This window comes from Paenibacillus alvei DSM 29 (assembly GCF_000293805.1).
GTDB lineage: Bacteria > Bacillota > Bacilli > Paenibacillales > Paenibacillaceae > Paenibacillus_B > Paenibacillus_B alvei.
Window position 1 is genome coordinate 5001 of the sequence record NZ_AMBZ01000002.1, and the last position, 22545, is coordinate 27545.

The window sequence follows — 22545 nt, forward strand, 5'->3', positions numbered from 1 at the left end:
AGTGTGGCCGATCACCCTCTCAGGTCGGCTACGCATCGTCGCCTTGGTGAGCCGTTACCTCACCAACTAGCTAATGCGCCGCAGGTCCATCCATAAGTGACAGATTGCTCCGCCTTTCTCATTTCCCTCATGCGAGGAAAATGCCTATCTGGTATTAGCTCACGTTTCCGTGGGTTATCCCAGTCTTATGGGCAGGTTACCTACGTGTTACTCACCCGTCCGCCGCTAACCATCAGGAGTGCAAGCACTCCATCAAGTCCGCTCGACTTGCATGTATTAGGCACGCCGCCAGCGTTCGTCCTGAGCCAGGATCAAACTCTCCGTTAAAGTTAAGTTTGAACTGCTCATATCTTTTGACGAGGTATTGCTACCTCATTCACAAACGTTGCTCGTTGTTCAGTTTTCAAAGAACAATCTCAGTCAGTAACCAATCTCTTAGTTACTTTCTTTTTCTCACCGCTTTGTCAGCGGCGACTTTCATATCTTATCATTTCATTCAGTTGATGTCAACACTTTTTTTCAAATGTTTTTTTCAACTGTTCTTTATGATGTTATTCCCACTCGCTTCATGTCGAAGTCGTTCAGAAGGGAACGAAAAATAATTTATCATATATTCGAAAACACGTCAACACTTTTTTAAAACTTTTTTATTACATAGTAACATTGCGATGATTCCTTGCATACTTAGACAGTTCTTTAGGTGAAGCTATCCGTGCATACATGCGGAATACCGTGCGATATCGCTTTGATATGGCATCCCGAATTTCTACTTCTAAACGTTTATCGCTTAAGTCGAACAGCATCTCATCTAATTCTTTTCGAAGCATATAACTTAACTCTTTACATTCTCTCTCATTGAACAGAAATCCTAGCATAACTGACCGCATCCTCCCTTGAGACAATACCCCATTGAACATAATGTCTTGCTTCCATAAAGCGCATTACAGCCATAAGGTGAGCTTCAGGCTGACAGCATACACCCGCTTCTGTGATTTTACAGAAAGAATGGTGCCGCTTTACTGTTATGCTCATTTTTAAGACGTTTTATCACAGGGAGGTGCGTATTCTTCATCTAGTTAACTATGCATGAGCCAAAATGTGACTGTACTCTCAATAATAGCAGCTACTAGCAGCATTGCGGTTATCCATACAGCCCCTACTCCGGTATGCTTCACCCATTCTATAATTGTAGGCACTTCGGTTCGTTTCCGTTTGCTAAAGCATCGCTGCAAAATAAGCATTCCAAATCTCATACCGTAGGCTCCTGCGATAAGAATGGCCGGAATTTCAAGTATCCCGTGCGGCAGTAAGCCCTTGACGATTGTACTTGCTAAATCAATGCCTTGTGACTCCATCATCCGAAGCAGCAGCCCGATCACCATGCCATTGATAACAAGGAAGGCTGCTGGAACAATTCCTAATACGATCCCAGCAAACATAATTAAAACGGCTTTAATCGCATTGTTATAGAAAATGAACACAAAGAACGACAACTCTTGATTTTCGGATTGCATCAACTGATCCCGAATGCTCTGAATCCCTTTGAGCTGCTCCATAATAAACCCTTCAAACCCGCTCCACTGGTTCCCCAGTATGTAACCTCCAGCAAAAAGCACGACAGCGGCTAGGAGATACAAGCGAATCTGCTTTAACGTATTCCACCATGATGGAAATCGAAGCATATGAACCCTCCTTTCAGACTGACCTGCAGACATAATTCTATATACTCAGCATACAGTGTAGTAAACAAGCATGACAAGCTGCAGCTTGTCGACGGGCAGCAATATATTGGATTACTTCCTGTTAAGAAGCCCCATTCCAACGGTACGAGAGGAGCAGCCTTGCTATGAATTACTTTTATGTATTTAGCGGCAAAAAATAAAACGCGTATTCTTCCTCGCTATTGCGATGTTATTCGCCGCTGGTGTCGTTTACGTGGAGAGCGACAACATCACTGTATTTTCAGAAGGCAGCAGTCCTTCTGCGATTTACAGTGTTCCTACTGACAAAAAATGCTCGCACTAACGTTCGATATCAGTTGGGGCGATAGCCGCATCGAGCCTATTTTACAGGTTTTGCAGGAGAAGGGTGTCAAGAAAGCAACGTTTTTTCTCTCCTCTCCTTGGAGCAAAACGCACAGTGATCTAGTGAAAAAGATCGTAAGCGCAGGCTATGAAATTGGAAGCCATGGTCACAAGCATGACAATTACAGCAGTATGAGTGATGAGGATATTCGCAAGCAAATACAAGCAGCCCATCATATTTTGACCGAAGTTACGGGGAAATCTCCGAATTTAATCCGCATGCCCAATGGGGATTTTGACAAACGTGTTCTCCAAATCGCGAATAGCCTAAATTATAAAGTTATTCAATGGGATACGGATTCATTGGATTGGAAAAATCCCGGGGTCGATACGATTGTAAACCGTGTTGTTAGCAAAGCACATCCTGGGGACATTATTCTCATGCACGCCAGTGATTCATGCAAGCAAACCCACCTCGCTCTGCCGACCATTCTGGATCAGCTGTCTGCCAAGGGATTTGAGTTCGTCACGGTCTCGGAACTAATACAACAAACAGAAATGAAGAGCAAAGCAATTCAAGATCAAGCGACCATGATGGAGCATTTGCAAAATGCAGTTGGCATGTAAGGAGATAAATCAAAACCACCCGTCCAACGGGTGGTTTGCACTTGGGGTATAACCCCCTGTTGCCAAACTGCGCCTAAAGACGCTAGCCTGACAAATAAATTGTTCAGGCTCAGTGTAACTTGTCACTTTCACTTACCAGTTAAACTGGTTTACTTTTGCTTGCTACTGTTTCTGTTGAATGGATCTTCATACACTCAGTTTATCAACTGCTTGGTCATGTGCTTCCTGTTCACGTATATATTTTGCAACGGTTGCTTCATTTAAGCCTACTGTGCTGACGTAGTATCCCTCAGCCCAAAATTTCTTTCCGATTTCCGTATTTATACTTCAGGCTTGCATGCTTCTCGAATATCATCAATGAGCTTTTTCCCTTTAGATATCCCATGAATGAGATTTTTGGAGGAATTGCTACTAACATATGTACATGATCTGGCATCATGTGACCTTCTAAGATTTCCACCCCCCTTGTATTTACATAAACGCTTGAAAATTCCAATAAAGTCTCTCCTTACTTGATTATAGATCTCTTTCCGTCTATACTTCGGGGTGAACACAATGTGGTATTTGCACATCCACTTCGTGTGAGCTAGACTATAGTTCTTGTTTGCCATCTAAGACCATTCCTTTCATTGAGCCTGAACATCTCAATTTTATCGGGATGGTCTTGTTGGTCAAACCCTCGATCCCTCCACCCCATAGCGGGTGGTTTTTTGTTTCGTGCGGTTCACGCACTCAACGGGCTAAAGCCCATAACAAGAAAGCTGACGGATTTCCGTCAGCTTTTTGCTGTGCCCAGCAGTCGATGCAGCATCAAAATTTGATATGCATTGCAGATTGCGAGCGGTATGTATACGAACCAAGTAGCCATATTTCCAATATTAAGTGCTGACAATGTTTCAACTGTGGTGATGGCAATCATAAAGAATAAGGTTGGAATGAGAGCTGTTGCATTTGTCGCTTTGACTTTCCAATAGGAAACAACGATAGCGAATACAAGGACGACTACGCCTAATAAGATATCCTCATATCCTCCTCTTGCTGCACCTTCTGGCCTGTCAACTAACAACATCCGTAAAAACATTAGATCCAGCAGAGCAATTACAGTCAATACGACCTGAACATACGGCCATCCTTTCTTAAATAGACCTATGGCAATATAATTCAATGTCAAGTATGCGAAAAAGCCCATCTGAGAATAGACGCTTATCATACATCCGCTCAAAATCAGTTGAAGCACATTAAGCATAATGTCCACTGGCCCTCTAAAATTGCCCATTTCCCCTTGAAATACTTGTAATGCGAGGCCAATGACGAGACTAATCGCCCCACCAATACATGTAGTCGTCCAAAATAAATAAGACCATTTTTTCAAATTCATGGTGCTCCACCTCCGCAATGTTCATTATTTTACCAATGTTCTCAGCAAAAACTATCATTGTCAAACATAATTCATAATTTCCTCCACATACTACGCGTGAGGACATGGACAGAAGGGAGCGAAGCTGTTATGAAGGCACCACTGGGCAAGCTTGCGATTGTCAGTCTTATCGTAATCGTGCTGTTGACCTCTTGCGGCATGGAGCAGCCCACACAAAGCAGTAATCTCGATTATAAAGAAGTCAAAACGATGGTTGTCGATATTTTAAAGACTGAGGAAGCTCAAAAGGCGATCCAATCAGGGCCATCAGGCGGTGGCGGCGGCGGTATGCAAGCCCAATCGCTTACCATGCAGCAGCAGGAGCAATTACGTACAGCTGTTAAGGATACACTTGTATCACCTGAATATGAAAAAGTGCTGGATAAGGTGATGAAGGATCCGAAATTCGCCGGGGAATTCGCTAAGGCTGTCAGCAAAGAAAATAAACAGATCCTGAAAGCATTAATGAAGGATCCAGAATATCAGAAGGATTTTGGGGATATTGTAAAATCACCGGATATGATGAAATCCTATTTGGATATGGTGAAAACACCGGAGTATCGCAAACAGCTTCAAACGGTAATGAAAGACGCAATGAATAGCCCTTTATTTAAGCTTGAAGTTATGGACTTATTAGGAAAGGTCGTTAAGGAAGAGCTTCAGCCGAAGGAAAAAGGTAAGGAAGGACAGAAAAAAGGCGGAGAAAAGCAAGGCGGTGGCGAGAGTGGAGGATCTGAAGAAGAGGGCGGAAGTAGCGAAGGCTAATAGTTACGCTATCCCCTTTTGAAATCAAAATGGAGAGGAGCTCCTGATTTGGGCCCTCTCCAATCTTGATCTTGTTATATCGAACCGGCTTGTATCTTTGCATTAACAGCCGTGGCCAGTTCATCGAACAGCTTCCCAATTGGGGAATCAGCCTTATATATAGAAGGTGCATAATCTGGCTCAGCAGGATGGTTGTCAGGAGCACCAAGCGGGAGCTGTGCAAGCAAATCAACATGAAGCTCATCTGCAAGCTTCGCACCGCCACCGCGTCCAAATACATACTGCTTCTCGCCACACGAGCCGCATTCCAAGTAGGACATATTTTCAACGATCCCAATAATGTCATGCTTCGTATGAACGGCCATCGTTCCTGCGCGCGCTGCAACAAAAGCAGCTGTCGCATGCGGTGTTGTAACGATGATTTCTTGGCTTTGCGGAATCATCTGATGGATATCGAGAGCGACATCCCCCGTACCCGGCGGCAAGTCGAGAAGCATGTAGTCTAGATCTCCCCATTGTACTTCTTGGAAGAAATTACGCAACATCTTGCCAAGCATCGGACCACGCCATACGACTGGACTATTGTCTTCCACAAAGAATCCCATGGACATTACCTTCACTCCAAAGCGCTCTTGCGGAATGATATAGTTGTCCACCACTACTGGGCGATCTTCTATTCCCATCATATCAGGTACACTAAACCCATAAATATCTGCATCTATAAGACCAACACGCTTACCGAGACGAGCAAGCGCAACCGCAAGATTCACGGTAACCGTTGATTTTCCAACCCCGCCCTTGCCGCTCGCAATTGCAATGAACTTGACTCCAGATTCCGGATCCAAGATAGGATGCTGCTCTAATCCCGTACCATGTCCGCGAGGAGCAGTGCCTCCTTGAGCGTTACGGCTCGCATTCGCTTGCTCCGGAGATTGCCCTTGCATCGCTATCCCTGCAGCATTACATTCAGCTTCAGAAGCAATCCGAGTACGCACATATACATTGTGCTGTCCAATTCTAGCCAAACGTTCCTTAATCTGTTCGGCCAGCGATTCGCGTGCGGCTGCATCTGCTGCCTGCGGCGCTACGATAGCCGTCAGCTTCACTTCATCTTGCTTAATCATCATATCGCGAATCCAATGAAGGCTTGTCATGTCTTGTCCGGACACCGGCTCTTGCAAGCCCTGCAGCGCTTGCAGCACTTCTTCTTTCGTCGTCATGATGGCACCTCGTCTCCTATGAAGTTCATATCGGTCACTATGTAACCGCTTCTATTATAGCATAAGGTCCTCATTTCCCAGTCTTTTCCCCTGCAATATATCGCAAAATTCCCTTGTAAATGGATGCAGCTAACTTACGCTGATATTCTTCATTAGCCAACATTCGCGATTCTTCCGGATTTGAGAGGAATCCAGACTCCACCAATACAGAAGGGATTGAGATATGATCCATAAAGTAAAGCTTTCGATCCGTCGGTTTGGCTTCCCGATCGGTATTGCCCAAATTCGTTCGAATTTCAGCTTGAATCCACTTCGCTAAACGCTCATTATCGGGATGGCGATTCGTATAAAAGGCCTGTGCCCCACTCCAGCGCGAAGAAGGAACACTGTTCATATGGAGACTAATGACGACGTCCACTTTCTTTTCCTTGATATAGCTTACACGCTTCTTCAAGTCCTCAGCTTTCCTTCGAGAATAACCTTTCGTATTCTTATCTGCCAAATCATAGTCTCCTTCACGTGTCATGACAACAATAGCACCTGCTTGCTGCAAATAATCCCGTAACAAAAGCGCAATCGTTAAATTGATATCCTTTTCGAGCAGTCCTTCACGACCTACAGCTCCCCCATCCACGCCTCCATGCCCCGCATCGATTGCAATCACTTTGCCTGATAACGGAATCGACCAATACGTCCACGTTTTCGATACCGGCATCTCCATTGTCATTACCGTGATGACGGCAAGCACCAGGCATAGGCTTATCACCCATTGGCGGACATTACGCAACGGTATCCATAAGATTGACGTTTGTCTTCGTTTTTGTTTCATTTGTCCCCATCTCACATTTTTCACAAAAAAGTCCACCTCCGCTCCATAAAGACTCCTAATCATCTATATGGGACGAGGTGGACAAATATACGTTATCTGCCGAAGGTTCCTCTATTCAATTCGTACGAGCAGTTGTGGAATGTGCCATTCCTTCGATTAAGATACGGGCTACCTCCGGTCTCGAGAACTCTGGCGGAGGACATGTTCCCTCACGCAATAAGGCACGTACCTTCGTCCCCGACAAGGTCAAATGATGGGTCGCACTGTGAGGGCAGGTTTTGTTGGAGGCCATACCGCCACATGTCCTGCAATAGAAGCTATGCTCAAAGAACAAAGGCTGTATTCCTAGTTCTCCTGGTTCGAAGGAGCTGAATATATGCTGAGCATCATAGGTGCCGTAATAATCGCCTACTCCTGCATGATCGCGGCCAACAATGAAATGTGTACAGCCGTAGTTTTTCCGTACGATGGCATGGAATATGGCTTCTCTTGGCCCCGCATAACGCATTGCAGCTGGGAATACTCCAAGAAATACTCGATTCTCTGGATAATAATTCGCTAGTAATGCTTCATAACTGCGCATGCGCACATCAGCAGGGACATCATCAGATTTGGTTTCCCCAACGAGCGGATTTAAAAATAATGCATCTACAATTTCCATTGCACTCTTTTGAATATACTCGTGTGCACGATGAACCGGATTTCGCGTTTGGAAGCCTACAATCGTTCTCCAGCCTTTGTCCGCAAATAATCGACGAGTCTCCGCCGGATCAAAATAATATTGGGTAAACTGATCCGGCTGCTTTCGCTCCAATACGGACACCTTGCCTCCTACATATGTAGAAGGTCGCTTCAGAAGCTTCTCGACCCCAGGATGCGCCGTATCCATCGTTCTGTAGACTTGTTCTGCTTCATGCAGTAAGTCCGCCTGATAGATGCTTTCGATGTCAATAGTGCCATACAGTTTTCCATCCTCTTCCCCAACTAAAGCTGCCGTTTCTCCAATCGAGAGTTCCTTTGCAACTTCATCAGTCACTGCCAACGTAATAGGCAAGCTCCATATGATGTCATTTGCCAGCCTCATCCGAGCTACTACACTCTTATAATCGTCCTCATTCATAAAGCCTTCTAGTGGAGAAAAAGCCCCTACCCCGATCATTTCTAAATCTGATAATGTCCGACCGTCTATTTGGATATGCGGCAAAGCTGCCGCCTCATTGCGTTTATGTTCCTTATCACCTTCCAGTACTAGTCGATTGACTAGTATCCTCCCGTGAGGTTCTATTGTTGGCATAGTGGTTTCCACCTCTCCTCTCGCAGCAACAATACTCCTATTATTCGATGAAAGATAAGTTTAGATTATGAGCTCCACATTTACACTTGTGCAATGCCTTTTAACTTTTAATGGCTATAAAATTACTTATGAAGTCCGCATTCAACTTTCTCTGTGCCTGACCAACGACCAGAACGAGGGTCTTCACCAGCTTGAACAGTTCGTGTGCAATATGAGCAACCTATACTGGGATATCCATGATCGTGAAGCGGGTTATAAATGACACCATTAACACGGATATAATTCCATACATCTTCTGATGTCCATGCAGCTAATGGATTGAATTTAATAAGGCCAAATTTAGAATCGTATTCAACTTTTCGTGCATTGGCTCTTGTTGGTGCTTGATCTCGGCGAATCCCTGTTATCCAAGCATCATATTTACTAAGAATACGTGTGAGTGGTTCTACCTTCCGCAAATTACAGCATTGATTGGGATCTCGGAGCCATAGTTCATCACCGAACTGTTCAGCTTGCTTCTGAGGGGAGAGTTGTGGGGTGACACGAACAAAATCCAAACCATATTGTTCAGAAATTCGATCTCTCGTGTCATAAGTCTCATTAAAATGGAAATCGGTATCTAAGTAAAATATATCGGTTGAAGGACTGATTCGCTGCAGCATATCTACCAATACAACGTCTTCGGCGCCAAAACTGCAGGCAAATGTAATATTCGGAAAGGTCTCTACCGCCCAGGCAACGACTTCTTCCGGCTTCGAGTGCTCGAATTGCTCAGCCATCTCGTGAATGAGGGCCTCTTTCTCCAACAAATTCATTTTCGCATCCTCCAAATATTCGCCTTATTATTCCTAGTATTTTGATATGTTTTATATAATAAATAATTATAGATCGTTTCCACGCTTTGTCAATTCGAAAATTAGAAATTAAAGAAACACGTACGATAACAGCCTATTCCAGGCGGATGTTTAAGGTGATTGTAAAGTTGGAGAGATTGATGCTTTGCGTTGAGGAGAAATGAATGACATTATTGGACAAACAAAAAAGCCCTTCTTGGCCATAGACCAAGAAAGGGCTGTATGTTCGGTAATCCAATCTTAACGTTTGGAGAACTGAGGTGCGCGACGAGCTGCTTTAAGACCGTATTTCTTACGTTCTTTCATACGAGGGTCGCGAGTCAAGAATCCTGCTTTTTTCAAAGCTGGACGAAGCTCAGGGTCAGCCTTGAGCAATGCACGGGAAATGCCGTGACGAATTGCGCCAGCTTGACCGGAGATGCCGCCACCATGAGCCAATACCAACACATCGTATTTGCCGAGTGTTTCTGTAAGGTTCAATGGTTGCTTCACGATAAGCTTCAAAGTTTCCAAACCAAAGTATTCATTAAGGTCACGTTTGTTGATCACGATGCGGCCTTCGCCTGGTACAAGGCGAACACGCGCTACGGAATGCTTACGACGACCTGTCCCATAGTATTGTACTTGTGCCATGAAACTGTCCTCCCTTTATTTATTATCCGCGAAGTTCGTAAACTTCAGGTTGTTGTGCTTGATGTGGATGCTCAGCGCCTGCATATGCTTTAACGCGAAGCTTCATTTTGTTACCCATGCGAGTCTTAGGCAACATCCCTTGAACAGCAAGTTCGATCATACGCTCTGGCTTGTTGTTCAACATTTCTTGAGCCGATGTCACTTTCAAACCGCCTGGATAGTGGGAGTGACGATAGTATTTCTTGTCAGTCAATTTCTTACCTGTCAACACGATTTTCTCAGCGTTGATGATAACAACGAAATCACCGCCGTCAACATGTGGCGTGAAAGTTGGTTTGTGTTTGCCGCGAATAAGTGCAGCTGCTTCGCTCGCCAAGCGGCCAAGTGTCTTACCTTCAGCGTCGATAATGAACCATTTGCGCTCAACGTCAGCTGGCTTCGCCATGTAAGTGGTACGCATGAAATATCCTCCTTAATAACATTCGTTCCTGTCTAGCTTGTGTATATTCGTTCAATCGTTAATTTCCATTCAAGAACTGCAATCTGCAGTGTGATTTCTTTGGGGGGCTGTGGGAAAGCCTAAAGAAACACAAAAGTTATTTTACAACAGATTAGTGCATAATGCAAGGAATTCTTTCGAATCACTCGGATACGTTGTTTATGAGGTCAAGACGCTCTTCGCCGCCATATTCCACGCTCCACAGCATCAGTCCTTGAGGAACAGCCAAGGGACCTGCCACCTGGCGATTCTTCGCTTCAAGAATGCGTGGGATATCATGAGGTGCGAGCTTGCCTTGTCCCACCCGTATCATCGTACCTGCAATGATGCGAACCATATTGTATAAGAAGCCATTGCCTGTCACGACGATATGGATCCTCCCGCGGCCTTCTTCCCCCGTTTCGCTTGGTTCATATTCGATGTGGGCATCATAAATGGTGCGAACATTGCTCACCTTCGTCGACTTCGGAGAAGTAAACGAGGTAAAGTCATGCTCCCCTATTATATGTGTAATGGCTTCTTGCATTGCACGGACATTCAGAGGCTTCGGGTAAAAGAACTCGGTCAACCTCCGGAATACATCCGGTTTCCGCTCTGCAATGATGGAGTAACGGTATGTCTTCCGCTTCGACGAGTAACGAGAATGGAATGACAATGGCGCCTCCCACGTCTCACGGATGACAATGTCATCTGGCAAACGCGAATTGATCGCAATCGTCCACCGGTCAATCGGAATCGCCGATTCGGTCATGAAGTTGAATACTTGGCCGTAAGCATGCACTCCTGCATCTGTCCGACCTGAAGCATGAATGCTTATAGATTCATTCGTCAGCATTTTAATAGCTTGCTCAATCCGACCCTGTACCGTGTCTTCATTCGGCTGTATCTGAAAACCGCTGTAAGCTGTTCCATCGTAGCTTACAAGCATTCCTATGTTACGCATGAAGACTCCTTTCATTCACTGCTCTGCGTGGCAGGGCAGTCGCTGCCATCTCTATTTGCATAAAGATAGCCGCTGCATTGCGTAAGTTCTTGCATTCATTCACCACATGAGATATAGCATATAAGGTTCATAAGTGAATCATTGCAAGAGTCATGACTGGAGACCAACAGGAGTTGGCTCCAATCCGACACAGTTAAAAAGAAAAGCTCCTCATGGGAGCCTTCTTTCACGTCGCTGTTACACGACGTATTGAACGTATTTTCTAACCGCAATTACGCGCGGTCAACCAGTTCCAAATAAACCATAGGCGCGGAGTCGCCACGGCGTGGTCCCAGTTTCATGATACGTGTGTAGCCACCTGGACGCTCTGCGTAACGTGGTGCAAGCTCCGAGAACAGCTTTTGGATTGCATCTTGTTCACCGTTCAACGTTTCGCGACGAACGAATGCTGCCACTTGACGGCGAGCATGCAAGTCACCGCGCTTCGCCAACGTGATCAACTTTTCAGCGATGGAACGAACTTCTTTCGCTTTCGCTTCAGTTGTTTGGATGCGCTCATATAAGAACAAGTCAGTAACCAAGTCGCGGAACAAAGCTTTACGCGCGCTAGAGTCACGACCCAACTTTTGGTATGCCATTGCTATTTCCCCTCCTTCTATGCCAAGTCCCGTTTAGTCTTCCATGCGTAAGCCCAATCCGAGTTCTTCGAGCTTCTCTTGAACTTCTTCCAAAGATTTGCGGCCCAAATTGCGAACCTTCATCATATCTTCTTCCGTTTTCGTAATCAGCTCTTGAACCGTATTGATGCCGGCACGTTTCAAGCAGTTATAGGAACGAACGGAGAGATCCAGCTCTTCGATAGTCATCTCAAGAACTTTCTCTTTCTTATCTTCCTCTTTTTCAACCATGATTTCTGCGTCTTTCGCTTCATCAGTCAGACCAACGAAGAGCATCAGATGCTCTGTGAGGATCTTCGCGCCGAGGCTAACCGCTTCTTCTGGTCGAATGCTTCCGTCACTCCATACTTCAAGCATCAGCTTGTCGTAGTTGGTTACTTGACCAACACGAGTGTTCTCTACTGTGTAGTTCACACGCGAGATTGGTGTGTAGATCGAATCAACTGGAATGACGCCGATTGGCTGATCTTCCCGTTTGTTGCGATCTGCTTGTACGTAACCACGTCCACGATTCGCATAAATGCGCATATGGAGTCTCGAACCTTGTGATAATGTCGCAATGCGGAGATCCGGGTTCAAAATTTCCACATCACTATCCGCTCGAATATCGCCAGCCGTTACTACCCCTTCGCCTTCCGCATCGATTTCGAGAATTTTCTCTTCATCGGAGTGAATTTTCAGCGATAGGGCCTTCAAGTTCAAGATAATCTCAGTAACGTCTTCATAGACGCCTGGGACTGTCGAGAACTCGTGCAAGACACCGTCGATTTGAACGGACGTCACTGCTGCACCGGGCAACGAGGAGAGGAGAATACGGCGCAGGGAGTTACCCAGCGTCGTACCGTATCCACGCTCTAATGGTTCTACGACAAATTTGCCGTATGTGCCTTCCTCATTGACTTCCACGGTTTCAATCTTCGGCTTTTCGATCTCAATCACTATATAACCCTCCTTAAAACGTCGCTGGCGTTCATTAACGTCAAACACCTACGGTCGGTCGATTCATGCAGTATGCCTAAACAACCATTCTTCCCAACAGGCGCTAGCTTAATACTACACGCATCGGTGTTGCCGTCATTATACGCGACGACGTTTTGGTGGGCGGCAGCCGTTGTGCGGGATTGGCGTTACGTCTTTGATCATGCTAACTTCCAAACCTGCAGCTTGCAGAGAACGGATGGCAGCTTCACGACCTGCGCCTGGGCCTTTAACCATAACTTCTACCGTCTTCATGCCATGTTCCATAGCAGCTTTAGCTGCGGATTCAGCAGCCATTTGAGCTGCGAATGGCGTAGATTTACGGGAGCCTTTATAGCCCAAACCGCCGGAGCTAGCCCAAGAAATTGCGTTGCCGTGTGGATCCGTGATAGTCACGATCGTGTTGTTGAACGTGGAACGGATATGAGCCACACCAGTCTCAATATTTTTACGGTCACGACGTTTTGTACGTACGACTTTTTTGGTTTTGCCATTGCTACTTATCCCCCCTTATTACTTCTTCTTGTTCGCTACAGTACGACGAGGGCCTTTACGTGTACGAGCATTTGTTTTCGTGCGTTGTCCACGAACAGGCAATCCACGGCGATGACGGATACCACGATAGCATCCGATTTCAACCAAACGCTTCAAGTTCAGAGAAATCTCACGACGAAGGTCACCTTCAACCTTAACCGTTTTGTCAATCAGCTCACGAATTTTGTTTACCTCATCTTCCGTCAAATCGCGAACGCGAGTATCAGGGTTAACGCCAGCCTCAGCAATTACCTTTTTAGAAGTTGTTTTACCAATACCAAAAATGTATGTCAAGGCGATCTCAACGCGTTTATCCCGTGGCAAGTCTACACCAGCTATACGAGCCATTTACGCTACACCCCCTTCTATTATCCTTGTTTTTGTTTGTGTTTCGGATTTTCACAGATTACCATAACGTTGCCTTTGCGACGAATGACTTTGCATTTCTCGCAAATGGGCTTAACAGAAGGTCTTACCTTCATGCTGAATACCTCCCAGTTTCTCAAGTAGCACGTCAAACCGTCTTCCTGACGCGTGAACGGCCTGCAAGTTCATGCAAGCGCGACTCGGAACGATCCGAGCACTACTTCCGATATGTGATGCGACCTTTACTCAAATCGTATGGCGACAGTTGAACGACCACTTTGTCCCCCGTCAGGATACGGATGAAATGCATCCGCAGCTTTCCGGAAACGTGGGCAAGAATTTGGTGACCATTCTCCAGCTCAACACGGAACGTTGCATTCGGCAACGGTTCAATTACAACACCTTCAACTTCAATTACATCTTCTTTGGCCAACGTCATTCTCCTTTCTCATCAGCATGTGCAGCGGCTTGTTGTTCAGCATGCTTCGCTATGACATAACGTAGCTTGCTGTTCGTTACCCGTCCGCTTTCGTGTAAACTATGGACAACTTCATGGCTAATTGCAGGTTGCAATTCGAGATGAAGCAAGTTTTTACGCTTTGGTTGATCAAACTTTCGTTTGTCTCCGTCCGCTATCTTGACGTAGCGCGACTCTTCAATGCCGACAATAACCGCATATTTGCTTTCATCACGACCTTGAAGAACCTTGACGAATTGGCCGAGACGCGGAGTCGAATATTCATTCATGCCCCTCACCTACTCAACCAGCTTCGTCAAAATTTCGCATCCGTCCGGCGTTACAGCTACCGTATGCTCGAAATGAGCACACCATGAACTGTCCACCGTCACGACCGTCCAGTTGTCTGCGAGCGTTTTGACGTGACGCCCACCGGCAATGACCATCGGCTCAATCGCGAGCGCCATGCCCGGCTTTAAGCGTGGTCCGCGGTCCGGAATGCCGTAGTTCGGAATTTGCGGCTCTTCATGAAGCTCCGCACCGATTCCGTGTCCGACATATTCCCGTACAACGGAAAAACCTGCATCCTCGATCACGCGTTGAATCGCGTGCGATATCGTGTACAACCGAACATCCGGCTTAACCAGCGCTAAGCCAGCATAAAGTGATTGTTCCGTTACGTCAAGCAACTGCTGAGCTGCATCCGTAATCTTACCAACACCGTATGTCCAGGCAGAGTCGCCATGATATCCGCGGTATTCCGCACCGATGTCGATGCTGATGATGTCGCCTTCGTTTAACTTGCGCTTTCCGGGAATGCCGTGAACCAGTTCTTCGTTCACTGATGCGCAAATGCTGCCGGAAAAACCGTTGTAGCCCTTGAAAGAAGGTGTTGCTTCTTGGCTGCGAATAAACGAATCCGCGATCGAATCAAGCTCGAGAGTGGTAATCCCCGGCTCAATCGATTTCGCTAAAAGACGATGCGTTTCCGCAACAATTCGCCCAGCTTCCCTCATGAAGCCTAATTCCACTTCGGACTTACAAATGATCATGGTTTAACCCCGCAGTAAAGATACGATTTCTGACGTGACCGTATCAATTTCCTTCTCCCCGTCAACCTGACGCAACAAGCCTTTGTCCTCATAGTATGCGAGCAAAGGTGCCGTTTTGTTGATGTACTCATCAAGACGTGTGCCAACTTTCTCTTCGGAATCATCCGAACGTTGGTACAGCTCGCCTTGGCACTTATCACAAACGCCCTCTTGTTTAGGCGGGTTATAGATGACATGGTACGTCGCGCCGCAAGACTTGCAAATGCGTCGTCCTGTAAGACGCGCCAGCAGTAAATCGCGGTCAACGCTCAGGTTGATGACGTGATCAAGACTGCGACTCAGTTCCACCAAGATGCTATCCAGCGCTTCAGCTTGCGCCAATGTGCGTGGGAAACCATCGAGAAGGAAACCTTTCTCGCAATCAGGTTGTGCAAGGCGCTCTCGCACGATGCCTACCGTCACGTCATCCGGAACGAGCAGACCCTGATCAATGTATTCTTTAGCCTTCAATCCGATAGGAGTGCCTTCACCAATTGCCTTGCGGAATGCGTCTCCTGTCGAGATATGAGGAACGCCGAATTGTTCAACGATACGCTCGGCCTGTGTTCCTTTTCCTGCCCCAGGAGGCCCCATGAATAGAATGTTCATCGAATGTCACTCCCTTTATGGTAAGCACAGGCTTAACTTCGTCGGAAGTGGGGTGCTTCGATGCCATTCGTTAAGCCTCTGCTCTACAAGAACAGCACAATAGGTGCCAATGAGCCTAAATGGTCTCATCAGAACCTATTGCCTATTTATTAATGAAACCTTTGTAATGGCGTTTGATCAATTGGCTTTCGATCTGCTTCATTGTGTCAAGCGCAACGCCGACAACGATGAGAATCGAAGTACCACCAATTTGAACAGATTGCGGCAATCCAGCTAGTGCCCCGAAGAACACTGGCAAGATGGATACGCCAGCAAGGAAGATAGCTCCAGCAAGTGTAATGCGAGACATTACACGCGTCAAGTACGTAGCTGTTGCTTTCCCCGGACGAATTCCTGGAATATAACCGCCATTCTTTTTCATTTGATCAGCCATTTGCTGTGGATTCAACTGTACAAATGTGTAGAAGAACGTAAACCCGATAATCAAGAGAACGTATAAGAACATGCCAAGCGGCTTGTTCAATCCCATATGTTCAATGATCCAACGAGCCCACGGCTTATCCGCCCAGAATTGAGCAATTGTAGCCGGGAACATCAAAAGCGAAGATGCAAAGATGACCGGAATAACGCCTGCACCATTTACTTTAAGCGGAATGTGCGTGTTCTGTCCACCATACATTTTGTTACCCACAACACGTTTAGCGTATTGTACCGGGATTTTACGGTTCCCTTGCTGAATGTAGATAACACCAACCACAATCAGCACGATAACCAATACGATAACGATCATTTTGACGATGTTGAGGAACATTTGTCCGCTTGCATCGGCAAATTGACTACGATAAATCTCCCCGATATGAATCGGGATAGCTGCGACGATACCTGCGAAAATCAGAATCGAGATACCGTTGCCGATACCCTTTTCCGTGATTTGCTCACCGATCCACATCAAGAACGCCGTACCAGCAGTCAAGACAATCGCGATTAGGACATAATCCGCAAATGTCGCACCTGGAACCAGCTGCGCACCGTACATGCGATTAAACCCAATCGCCGTACCGAAAGCTTGAATCAATCCCAATATTACGGTACCGTAGCGCGTGATTTGGGAAAGCTTACGTTTGCCGACTTCTCCTTCTTTCGCCCATTGAGTAAACTTCGGAATGACGTCCATCGACAGAAGCTGTACGATGATCGATGCCGTAATGTACGGCATAATTCCTAGAGCAAAGATAGAGAATTTAAACAGCGCACCACCAGAGAATGTGTTCAGCATGCTGAACAAATCCGTGTTTTGGTTTGCTGTAGCAAAGACCGACGTATCGACGCCGGGAACCGGAATAAAGGACCCGACGCGATAAACGATCAGAACCATGAGCGTAAACAAAATCTTACGTCTCAAGTCCTCGACTCGCCATATATTCGATACGGTCTTGAACATTAGATCACCTCGGATTTACCGCCGGCAGCCTCGATCTTCTCTACCGCAGATTGAGAGAACTTATTAGCTTTGACCGTCAATTTAACGGACAGCTCGCCATTGCCCAATACTTTGATTCCGCTCATTGGGTTGTTCACGATGCCTTGTTCCATCAACAATTCCGGAGTTACTTCCGTACCAGCCTCAAAGCGGTTCAAATCCGTTACGTTAACTACCGCATACTCTTTACGAGTAGGATTTACAAAGCCGCGTTTTGGCAGACGACGGTAAAGTGGGTTTTGTCCACCTTCGAAGCCCGGACGAACACCACCGCCAGAACGGGAATTTTGACCCTTGTGACCACGGCCAGATGTTTTACCGTTTCCTGTCGCGATACCACGGCCTACACGATTACGTGTTTGGCGGGAACCAGGTGCCGGAGAAAGTTCATTCAACTTCATCGTTCGTCGCACCTCCTTTAATATTTATGACTCTAATCTTTTGTATTGTACCATGTAATCTATATCCGATTACAGAAGTCGTATGGTGTTACCCTTACGCTTCGATCTCTTTGACTTCAACCAAGTGTTTAACTTGGTTTACCATTCCGCGGATCGCAACGTTGTCGTTATGAACAACCGTCTGATTCAACTTGCGCAAACCCAAAGTGTTCACCGTTTGGCGATGAGTTTCCGGGCGACCGATCAGACTGCGAACGAGGGTAATTTGCAATTTCGCCATCTTCGTCCCCTCCTTAACCTAACAGTTCTTCAACGGATTTACCGCGCAATTTTGCTACTTGTTCAGCTGTCTTCAAACGAGACAAGCCTTCCAATGTAGCGTTAACCATGTTCATGGAGTTAGAGGAACCAAGCGATTTCGTCAAGATATCGCCTACACCAGCCAACTCAAGAACGGCACGTACTGGACCGCCTGCGATAACCCCAGTACCTTCGGATGCTGGCTTCAAGAGAACTTTACCAGCGCCGAACTGACCAATTACTTGGTGAGGGATTGTCGTGTTAACAAACGGAACATGAATCAGGTTTTTCTTAGCGTCTTCGATACCTTTGCGGATTGCGTCTGGTACTTCGGATGCTTTACCGATTCCAGCGCCAACCCAGCCCTTGCCATCGCCGACAACCACGAGAGCGCTAAAGCTAAAGCGACGTCCGCCTTTAACAACTTTAGCAACGCGGTTAATTTGAACAACTTTTTCAGAAAGTTCTAACGTGTTTGGATCAACTCGCAAGTCGTTTACCTCCTTCGATTAAAAATTAGAATTCAAGACCAGCTTCGCGTGCTGCGTCAGCCAAAGCTTGAATACGTCCATGGTACAAGTAACCACCGCGATCGAATACGATTGTCTCATATCCTTGCTCTTTCGCACGTTTTGCGATCAATTCGCCAACTTTGCGAGCGGATTCTACGTTACCACCATTTTTGATATCTCCACGAAGCTCTTTATCCATAGTCGAAGCGGAAGCGACTGTTACGCCTTTCACGTCATCGATAAGTTGAGCGTAAATATGTTTGGAAGAACGGAATACGTTCAAACGAGGACGTTCCGTTGTACCTTCGATTTTTTACGGACACGCAGGTGTCTTTTCAAACGAGCTTTGTTCTTATCGCCTTTGGTAATCATCGGATTGTTTCACTCCCTTCAGTTTAACCATTAAGCTGCTAAGGTAAGTGAGCTAGGCAAGATCTTACTTCTTCTTGCCTGCTTTACCTTCTTTACGAATGATGCGTTCGCCTTCGTACTTGATACCTTTACCTTTGTAAGGTTCTGGCTCGCGTACTGCACGAATGTTCGCTGCATATGCACCAACGCGCTCTTTATCAATGCCTTTAACGATGATTTTCGTTTGAGCAGGCACTTCGAATTCAATACCAGCTTCCGGTGTAATTTCAACCGGATGGGAGTATCCTACGTTCAAGACAAGCTTGTCGCCGGATTTGTTAGCACGGTAACCTACACCGACCAACTCAAGGGTTTTGGAGAAACCTTCAGTTACTCCGCTAACCATGTTGTTGATTACGCTGCGTGTTGTACCGTGCAACGAACGATGAAGTTTATTTTCAGAAGGACGTTCTACGGAAATGACGTTCTCTTCTACAGACACTTTCATGTCTTTATGAAGTTCACGAGTCAAAGTTCCTTTCGGTCCTTTTACTGTAATAACGTGGTTTTCCAAAGTGACAGTTACGCCACCTGGTACCTCAATTGGTTTGCGACCAATACGGGACATGTTGTTGCACCTCCAATCTTATGCGAATGGTTTACCAAACGTAGCAGATTACCTCGCCGCCGGATTTGGACTGGCGAGCTTCTTTGTCAGTCATGACGCCCTTGGACGTCGAGATGATTGCGATACCGAGACCGCCCAGTACACGAGGAACCTCATTAGCTTTCGTGTACACGCGCAGTCCTGGTTTACTGATGCGCTTCAAGCCTGTGATAACACGCTCGTTGTTTGCACCGTACTTCAGGAACACGCGAATGATCCCTTGTTTGTTGTCATCGATATATTCAGCGTCACGGATAAAGCCTTCACGCTTCAAGATTTCTGCGATTTGCTTCTTCATAGTAGAAGCAGGCATTTCCACCGTTTCATGACGCACTGTATTAGCATTGCGAATGCGTGTAAGCATATCTGCAATCGGATCGGACATAACCATTAGTGTAAACCTCCTTCCCGCAACAGGGTTGATTACCAGCTTGCTTTTTTAACGCCAGGAATCTGGCCTTTGTATGCCAATTCGCGGAAACAAATCCGGCAAATTTTGAACTTACGTAATACGGAATGCGGACGTCCGCAGCGCTCACAGCGCGTATATGCCCGTACTTCAAACTTCGGTTTGCGTTGTTGCTTGATTTTCATCGAAGTTTTTGCCACGTGAGTTGACACCTCCTAGAGATTTGTGTCGATGGATTCAAAACTGATTGCTCAGTTTGTATCTCAAACGTAACCGACCTTTTTACGAATTACTTCGCGAAAGGCATGCCGAGTTGCGTCAACAATTCGCGGGACTCTTCGTCCGTCTTCGCCGTCGTAACGATGACGATATCCATACCACGAACCTTGTCAACTTTATCGTACTCGATTTCAGGGAAGATGATTTGCTCCTTCAAACCGAGTGTGTAGTTGCCGCGGCCGTCAAACGCTTTGTTCGAGATACCGCGGAAGTCGCGTACACGAGGAAGCGTGACATTGAACAATTTGTCCAAGAAGTGATACATGCGCTCGCCGCGCAATGTAACTTTCACACCAATCGGCATTCCCTCACGAAGCTTAAAGCCTGCGATAGACTTCTTCGCGCGAGTGATTACTGGCTTTTGACCAGCGATTTGTTGCAATTCAGCTACTGCAGTATCCAAAACTTTGGAGTTTTGAACAGCCTCACCCATACCGATGTTGATGACGACTTTCTCCACTTTTGGAGCTTGCATAACTGATGTATAGTTGAACTTCTGCACTAGCGCAGGAGTAATTTCGTTCAAATAACGTTCTTTCAAACGAGCTGCCATCTAGAATGGACCTCCTTTCCGAAGCGATTAGTCGATAATTTCGCCGGAGCGTTTAGCTACGCGCACTTTTTTACCGTTTTCCACTTTGTAACCGATGCGCGTTACTTTACCCGACTTTGGATCCACGTGCATAACGTTAGATGCATGAATTGCTGCTTCTTGCTCAACGATACCGCCTTGTGGGTTCTTAGCGTTAGGCTTCTGATGCTTCTTCACCATGTTTACGCCTTCCACAATAACGCGGTTTTCACGAGGGAATGCTGCAATAACACGGCCTTTTTTGCCTTTATCTTTACCCGTGATCACGATGACAGTGTCATCTTTTTTCACGTGCAATTTGTTGTTATGCGACTCGAGAATTTTTTTCAATCGTGGCATGTGTCACACCTCCTGAGTCTTGCCTGGCGGGCAAGTTGATTAGATAACTTCCGGTGCCAGGGAAACGATTTTCATGAAGTCTTTTTCGCGAAGTTCGCGAGCGACAGGTCCGAAAATACGAGTCCCACGTGGGCCCTTATCTTCTTTCACGATAACCGCTGCGTTTTCGTCAAATGCGATGTAAGAACCGTCTTTACGGCGAACAGCACGCTTCGTACGAACGATAACCGCTTTGACTACGTCACCCTTTTTGACAACGCCGCCTGGTGTTGCTTGTTTGACGGAGCATACGATCAAGTCACCGATGTGAGCTGATTTACGGCCAGTACCGCCCAACACGCGAATACACATCAGTTCTTTCGCACCAGAGTTGTCTGCTACATTTAAACGTGAAAATGCTTGAATCATTCGAATGTCCTCCTTTCGGTGAAACTATCCGTTCATTAAACGATAACTGCTTTCTCAACGATTTCAACGAGTCTCCAGCGCTTGTCTTTCGACAACGGACGCGTCTCCATGATTTTCACAGTATCGCCAATTTTGGCTTCGTTATTTTCGTCATGCGCTTTGAACTTCTTCGTGTATTTGATGCGTTTGTGATACAAATCATGCTTCTTGTATGTCTCAACCGCTACTACGATTGTTTTGTCCATTTTGTCGCTGACAACTTTACCAATTTGCACTTTACGAGCGTTACGTACTTCACTCATTAGTGTTCTGCCTCCTTCCTGGATACAGGATGTCTATTTTTCCGAAACTGACATCTTGGTGAATTAGCTAGTAATACCAAGTTCTCTTTCACGCAGAATCGTATGTGCACGAGCAATCGCTTTACGCACGTCACGAATGCGAGTTGGGTTGTCAAGCTGTCCGGTAGCCAATTGGAAACGGAGGTTGAAAAGTTCTTCCTTGAATCCGGCAATCTTTTGTTCAATTTCAGCAGTGGTCAAGTTGCGGAATTCACTAGCTTTCATTTGCTTCACCACCCATTTCTTCACGTTTCACAAACTTAGTCTTGACAGGCAGTTTGTGAGCAGCAAGGCGCATAGCTTCGCGAGCTACCTCTTCAGGTACACCGGAAAGTTCGAACATTACTTTACCAGGCTTAACTACAGCAACCCACTTCTCAACGTTACCTTTACCGCTACCCATACGAACCTCAAGCGGCTTAGCCGTAATTGGTTTGTCTGGGAAAATTTTAATCCATACTTTACCGCCACGTTTGATGTAACGAGTCATCGCAATACGAGCAGCCTCGATTTGACGGTTCGTAATCCATGTAGGCTCCAATGCTTGCAACCCGTATTCACCGAAGTGAACTGTCGTGCCACCTTTAGCTTGACCCTTCATGCGTCCTTTTTGCTGCTTCCGGTGCTTTACACGTTTAGGTACCAACAT

General features: G+C 46.2%; 33 protein-coding genes, 1 rRNA gene and 3 pseudogenes (1 of these 37 cut by a window edge). 2 read left to right on the forward strand and 35 right to left on the reverse strand.

Going from position 1 to position 22545, the window contains the following annotated elements; translation table 11 throughout:
- From PAV_RS06485 to PAV_RS06495, 3 genes are all read right to left on the reverse strand, one after another.
- Positions 1-327, reverse strand: a 16S ribosomal RNA gene (locus PAV_RS06485); it reaches 1224 nt to the left of the window's first position.
- A gap of 323 nt (positions 328-650) precedes the next feature.
- A complete protein-coding gene (locus PAV_RS06490) occupies positions 651-875 on the reverse strand; it encodes a hypothetical protein (RefSeq protein ID WP_005544487.1) in 225 nt (74 codons plus the stop codon).
- A 201-nt stretch (positions 876-1076) separates the two neighbouring features.
- Positions 1077-1682, reverse strand: a complete 606-nt coding sequence (locus tag PAV_RS06495; RefSeq protein WP_005544488.1) for a stage II sporulation protein M — start codon at positions 1680-1682, stop codon at positions 1077-1079.
- 164 nt (positions 1683-1846) lie between these two features.
- On the opposite strand from PAV_RS06495, the pseudogene pdaB reads away from it, so the two are divergent.
- A pseudogene (gene pdaB, locus PAV_RS06500) lies at positions 1847-2651 on the forward strand (polysaccharide deacetylase family sporulation protein PdaB).
- 186 nt (positions 2652-2837) lie between these two features.
- Here pdaB and tnpA read toward each other — a convergent pair.
- Together tnpA and PAV_RS06510 are read right to left on the reverse strand one after the other, a co-directional pair.
- Positions 2838-3262 (reverse strand): annotated as a pseudogene (gene tnpA, locus PAV_RS06505) (IS200/IS605 family transposase).
- A 164-nt stretch (positions 3263-3426) separates the two neighbouring features.
- Positions 3427-4029, reverse strand: a complete 603-nt coding sequence (locus PAV_RS06510; RefSeq protein WP_005544493.1) for a KinB-signaling pathway activation protein — start codon at positions 4027-4029, stop codon at positions 3427-3429.
- Positions 4030-4158: 129 nt separating this feature from the next.
- On the opposite strand from PAV_RS06510, the gene gerD reads away from it, so the two are divergent.
- Positions 4159-4833, forward strand: a complete 675-nt coding sequence (gerD, locus tag PAV_RS06515; RefSeq protein WP_005544494.1) for a spore germination lipoprotein GerD — start codon at positions 4159-4161, stop codon at positions 4831-4833.
- Between the two features lie 74 nt (positions 4834-4907).
- Here the strand turns inward: gerD and PAV_RS06520 are convergent, their stop codons facing one another.
- The 30 genes and pseudogenes from PAV_RS06520 to rplP all read right to left on the reverse strand — a co-directional run bounded on the left by PAV_RS06520 (position 4908) and on the right by rplP (position 22545).
- A complete protein-coding gene (locus tag PAV_RS06520; RefSeq protein ID WP_005544495.1) occupies positions 4908-6053 on the reverse strand; it encodes an Mrp/NBP35 family ATP-binding protein in 1146 nt (381 codons plus the stop codon).
- Between the two features lie 70 nt (positions 6054-6123).
- Positions 6124-6882 carry an N-acetylmuramoyl-L-alanine amidase CwlD gene (cwlD, locus tag PAV_RS06525; RefSeq protein WP_040735660.1) on the reverse strand — a complete coding sequence of 253 codons (759 nt, stop codon included), beginning with the start codon at positions 6880-6882 and terminating at the stop codon, positions 6124-6126.
- A 115-nt stretch (positions 6883-6997) separates the two neighbouring features.
- Complete coding sequence (gene sat / locus PAV_RS06530; RefSeq protein ID WP_005544497.1) at positions 6998-8176, reverse strand: sulfate adenylyltransferase; 1179 nt, start codon at positions 8174-8176, stop codon at positions 6998-7000.
- Between the two features lie 122 nt (positions 8177-8298).
- Positions 8299-8991 carry a phosphoadenylyl-sulfate reductase gene (locus tag PAV_RS06535; RefSeq protein ID WP_005544498.1) on the reverse strand — a complete coding sequence of 231 codons (693 nt, stop codon included), beginning with the start codon at positions 8989-8991 and terminating at the stop codon, positions 8299-8301.
- Positions 8992-9270: 279 nt separating this feature from the next.
- Positions 9271-9663 (reverse strand): 30S ribosomal protein S9, encoded by a 393-nt coding sequence (gene rpsI / locus PAV_RS06540; RefSeq protein WP_005544499.1) that lies wholly within the window; start codon positions 9661-9663, stop codon positions 9271-9273.
- Between the two features lie 22 nt (positions 9664-9685).
- Positions 9686-10123 carry a 50S ribosomal protein L13 gene (gene rplM, locus PAV_RS06545; protein ID WP_005544500.1) on the reverse strand — a complete coding sequence of 146 codons (438 nt, stop codon included), beginning with the start codon at positions 10121-10123 and terminating at the stop codon, positions 9686-9688.
- Positions 10124-10304: 181 nt separating this feature from the next.
- The gene (truA, locus tag PAV_RS06550; RefSeq protein WP_005544501.1) at positions 10305-11105 is read right to left on the reverse strand and encodes a tRNA pseudouridine(38-40) synthase TruA; all 801 of its coding nucleotides are present in this window, start codon (positions 11103-11105) and stop codon (positions 10305-10307) included.
- 272 nt (positions 11106-11377) lie between these two features.
- Complete coding sequence (gene rplQ / locus PAV_RS06555) at positions 11378-11743, reverse strand: 50S ribosomal protein L17 (protein WP_005544503.1); 366 nt, start codon at positions 11741-11743, stop codon at positions 11378-11380.
- A gap of 33 nt (positions 11744-11776) precedes the next feature.
- Positions 11777-12721 carry a DNA-directed RNA polymerase subunit alpha gene (locus PAV_RS06560; RefSeq protein WP_005544505.1) on the reverse strand — a complete coding sequence of 315 codons (945 nt, stop codon included), beginning with the start codon at positions 12719-12721 and terminating at the stop codon, positions 11777-11779.
- A 138-nt stretch (positions 12722-12859) separates the two neighbouring features.
- Positions 12860-13264 carry a 30S ribosomal protein S11 gene (gene rpsK, locus PAV_RS06565; RefSeq protein ID WP_040735554.1) on the reverse strand — a complete coding sequence of 135 codons (405 nt, stop codon included), beginning with the start codon at positions 13262-13264 and terminating at the stop codon, positions 12860-12862.
- A 9-nt stretch (positions 13265-13273) separates the two neighbouring features.
- Positions 13274-13642: a 30S ribosomal protein S13 gene (gene rpsM / locus PAV_RS06570; protein WP_005544507.1), complete on the reverse strand. Its 369-nt coding sequence runs from the start codon at positions 13640-13642 to the stop codon at positions 13274-13276.
- 20 nt (positions 13643-13662) lie between these two features.
- Positions 13663-13776, reverse strand: coding sequence for a 50S ribosomal protein L36 (rpmJ, locus tag PAV_RS06575; RefSeq protein ID WP_003333770.1), 114 nt, complete (start codon positions 13774-13776; stop codon positions 13663-13665).
- A 101-nt stretch (positions 13777-13877) separates the two neighbouring features.
- The gene (infA, locus tag PAV_RS06580; protein WP_005544522.1) at positions 13878-14093 is read right to left on the reverse strand and encodes a translation initiation factor IF-1; all 216 of its coding nucleotides are present in this window, start codon (positions 14091-14093) and stop codon (positions 13878-13880) included.
- Positions 14094-14095: 2 nt separating this feature from the next.
- Complete coding sequence (locus PAV_RS06585) at positions 14096-14407, reverse strand: KOW domain-containing RNA-binding protein (protein ID WP_005544523.1); 312 nt, start codon at positions 14405-14407, stop codon at positions 14096-14098.
- 9 nt (positions 14408-14416) lie between these two features.
- Positions 14417-15169 (reverse strand): type I methionyl aminopeptidase, encoded by a 753-nt coding sequence (gene map / locus PAV_RS06590; protein ID WP_040735556.1) that lies wholly within the window; start codon positions 15167-15169, stop codon positions 14417-14419.
- A gap of 3 nt (positions 15170-15172) precedes the next feature.
- On the reverse strand, positions 15173-15817 hold the full coding sequence (locus PAV_RS06595; protein ID WP_005544525.1) for an adenylate kinase: 645 nt from the start codon (positions 15815-15817) through the stop codon (positions 15173-15175).
- Between the two features lie 142 nt (positions 15818-15959).
- A complete protein-coding gene (gene secY, locus PAV_RS06600) occupies positions 15960-17258 on the reverse strand; it encodes a preprotein translocase subunit SecY (protein WP_005544526.1) in 1299 nt (432 codons plus the stop codon).
- Positions 17258-17698, reverse strand: a complete 441-nt coding sequence (gene rplO, locus PAV_RS06605; RefSeq protein WP_005544528.1) for a 50S ribosomal protein L15 — start codon at positions 17696-17698, stop codon at positions 17258-17260. Before rplO ends, secY begins: the two co-directional genes overlap by 1 nt.
- Before the next feature lie 94 nt (positions 17699-17792).
- Complete coding sequence (rpmD, locus tag PAV_RS06610) at positions 17793-17978, reverse strand: 50S ribosomal protein L30 (RefSeq protein WP_005544529.1); 186 nt, start codon at positions 17976-17978, stop codon at positions 17793-17795.
- Between the two features lie 13 nt (positions 17979-17991).
- Positions 17992-18489, reverse strand: a complete 498-nt coding sequence (gene rpsE / locus PAV_RS06615) for a 30S ribosomal protein S5 (protein WP_005544531.1) — start codon at positions 18487-18489, stop codon at positions 17992-17994.
- A 25-nt stretch (positions 18490-18514) separates the two neighbouring features.
- Positions 18515-18882: pseudogene (gene rplR / locus PAV_RS06620) on the reverse strand (50S ribosomal protein L18).
- A gap of 64 nt (positions 18883-18946) precedes the next feature.
- On the reverse strand, positions 18947-19489 hold the full coding sequence (gene rplF, locus PAV_RS06625) for a 50S ribosomal protein L6 (protein WP_005544533.1): 543 nt from the start codon (positions 19487-19489) through the stop codon (positions 18947-18949).
- Between the two features lie 31 nt (positions 19490-19520).
- Positions 19521-19919: a 30S ribosomal protein S8 gene (gene rpsH, locus PAV_RS06630; RefSeq protein WP_005544534.1), complete on the reverse strand. Its 399-nt coding sequence runs from the start codon at positions 19917-19919 to the stop codon at positions 19521-19523.
- A 32-nt stretch (positions 19920-19951) separates the two neighbouring features.
- Positions 19952-20137 carry a type Z 30S ribosomal protein S14 gene (locus tag PAV_RS06635; RefSeq protein ID WP_005544535.1) on the reverse strand — a complete coding sequence of 62 codons (186 nt, stop codon included), beginning with the start codon at positions 20135-20137 and terminating at the stop codon, positions 19952-19954.
- 89 nt (positions 20138-20226) lie between these two features.
- Complete coding sequence (gene rplE / locus PAV_RS06640) at positions 20227-20769, reverse strand: 50S ribosomal protein L5 (protein WP_005544536.1); 543 nt, start codon at positions 20767-20769, stop codon at positions 20227-20229.
- 27 nt (positions 20770-20796) lie between these two features.
- Entirely contained in the window at positions 20797-21147 is a 351-nt protein-coding gene (rplX, locus tag PAV_RS06645; protein ID WP_005544537.1) for a 50S ribosomal protein L24, read from the reverse strand.
- Between the two features lie 39 nt (positions 21148-21186).
- Positions 21187-21555, reverse strand: a complete 369-nt coding sequence (rplN, locus tag PAV_RS06650; RefSeq protein ID WP_005544538.1) for a 50S ribosomal protein L14 — start codon at positions 21553-21555, stop codon at positions 21187-21189.
- A 35-nt stretch (positions 21556-21590) separates the two neighbouring features.
- The gene (gene rpsQ / locus PAV_RS06655) at positions 21591-21857 is read right to left on the reverse strand and encodes a 30S ribosomal protein S17 (RefSeq protein WP_005544539.1); all 267 of its coding nucleotides are present in this window, start codon (positions 21855-21857) and stop codon (positions 21591-21593) included.
- Positions 21858-21920: 63 nt separating this feature from the next.
- A complete protein-coding gene (gene rpmC / locus PAV_RS06660) occupies positions 21921-22121 on the reverse strand; it encodes a 50S ribosomal protein L29 (protein WP_005544540.1) in 201 nt (66 codons plus the stop codon).
- The gene (rplP, locus tag PAV_RS06665; protein ID WP_005544541.1) at positions 22111-22545 is read right to left on the reverse strand and encodes a 50S ribosomal protein L16; all 435 of its coding nucleotides are present in this window, start codon (positions 22543-22545) and stop codon (positions 22111-22113) included. The genes rpmC and rplP overlap by 11 nt, the downstream gene beginning before the upstream one ends.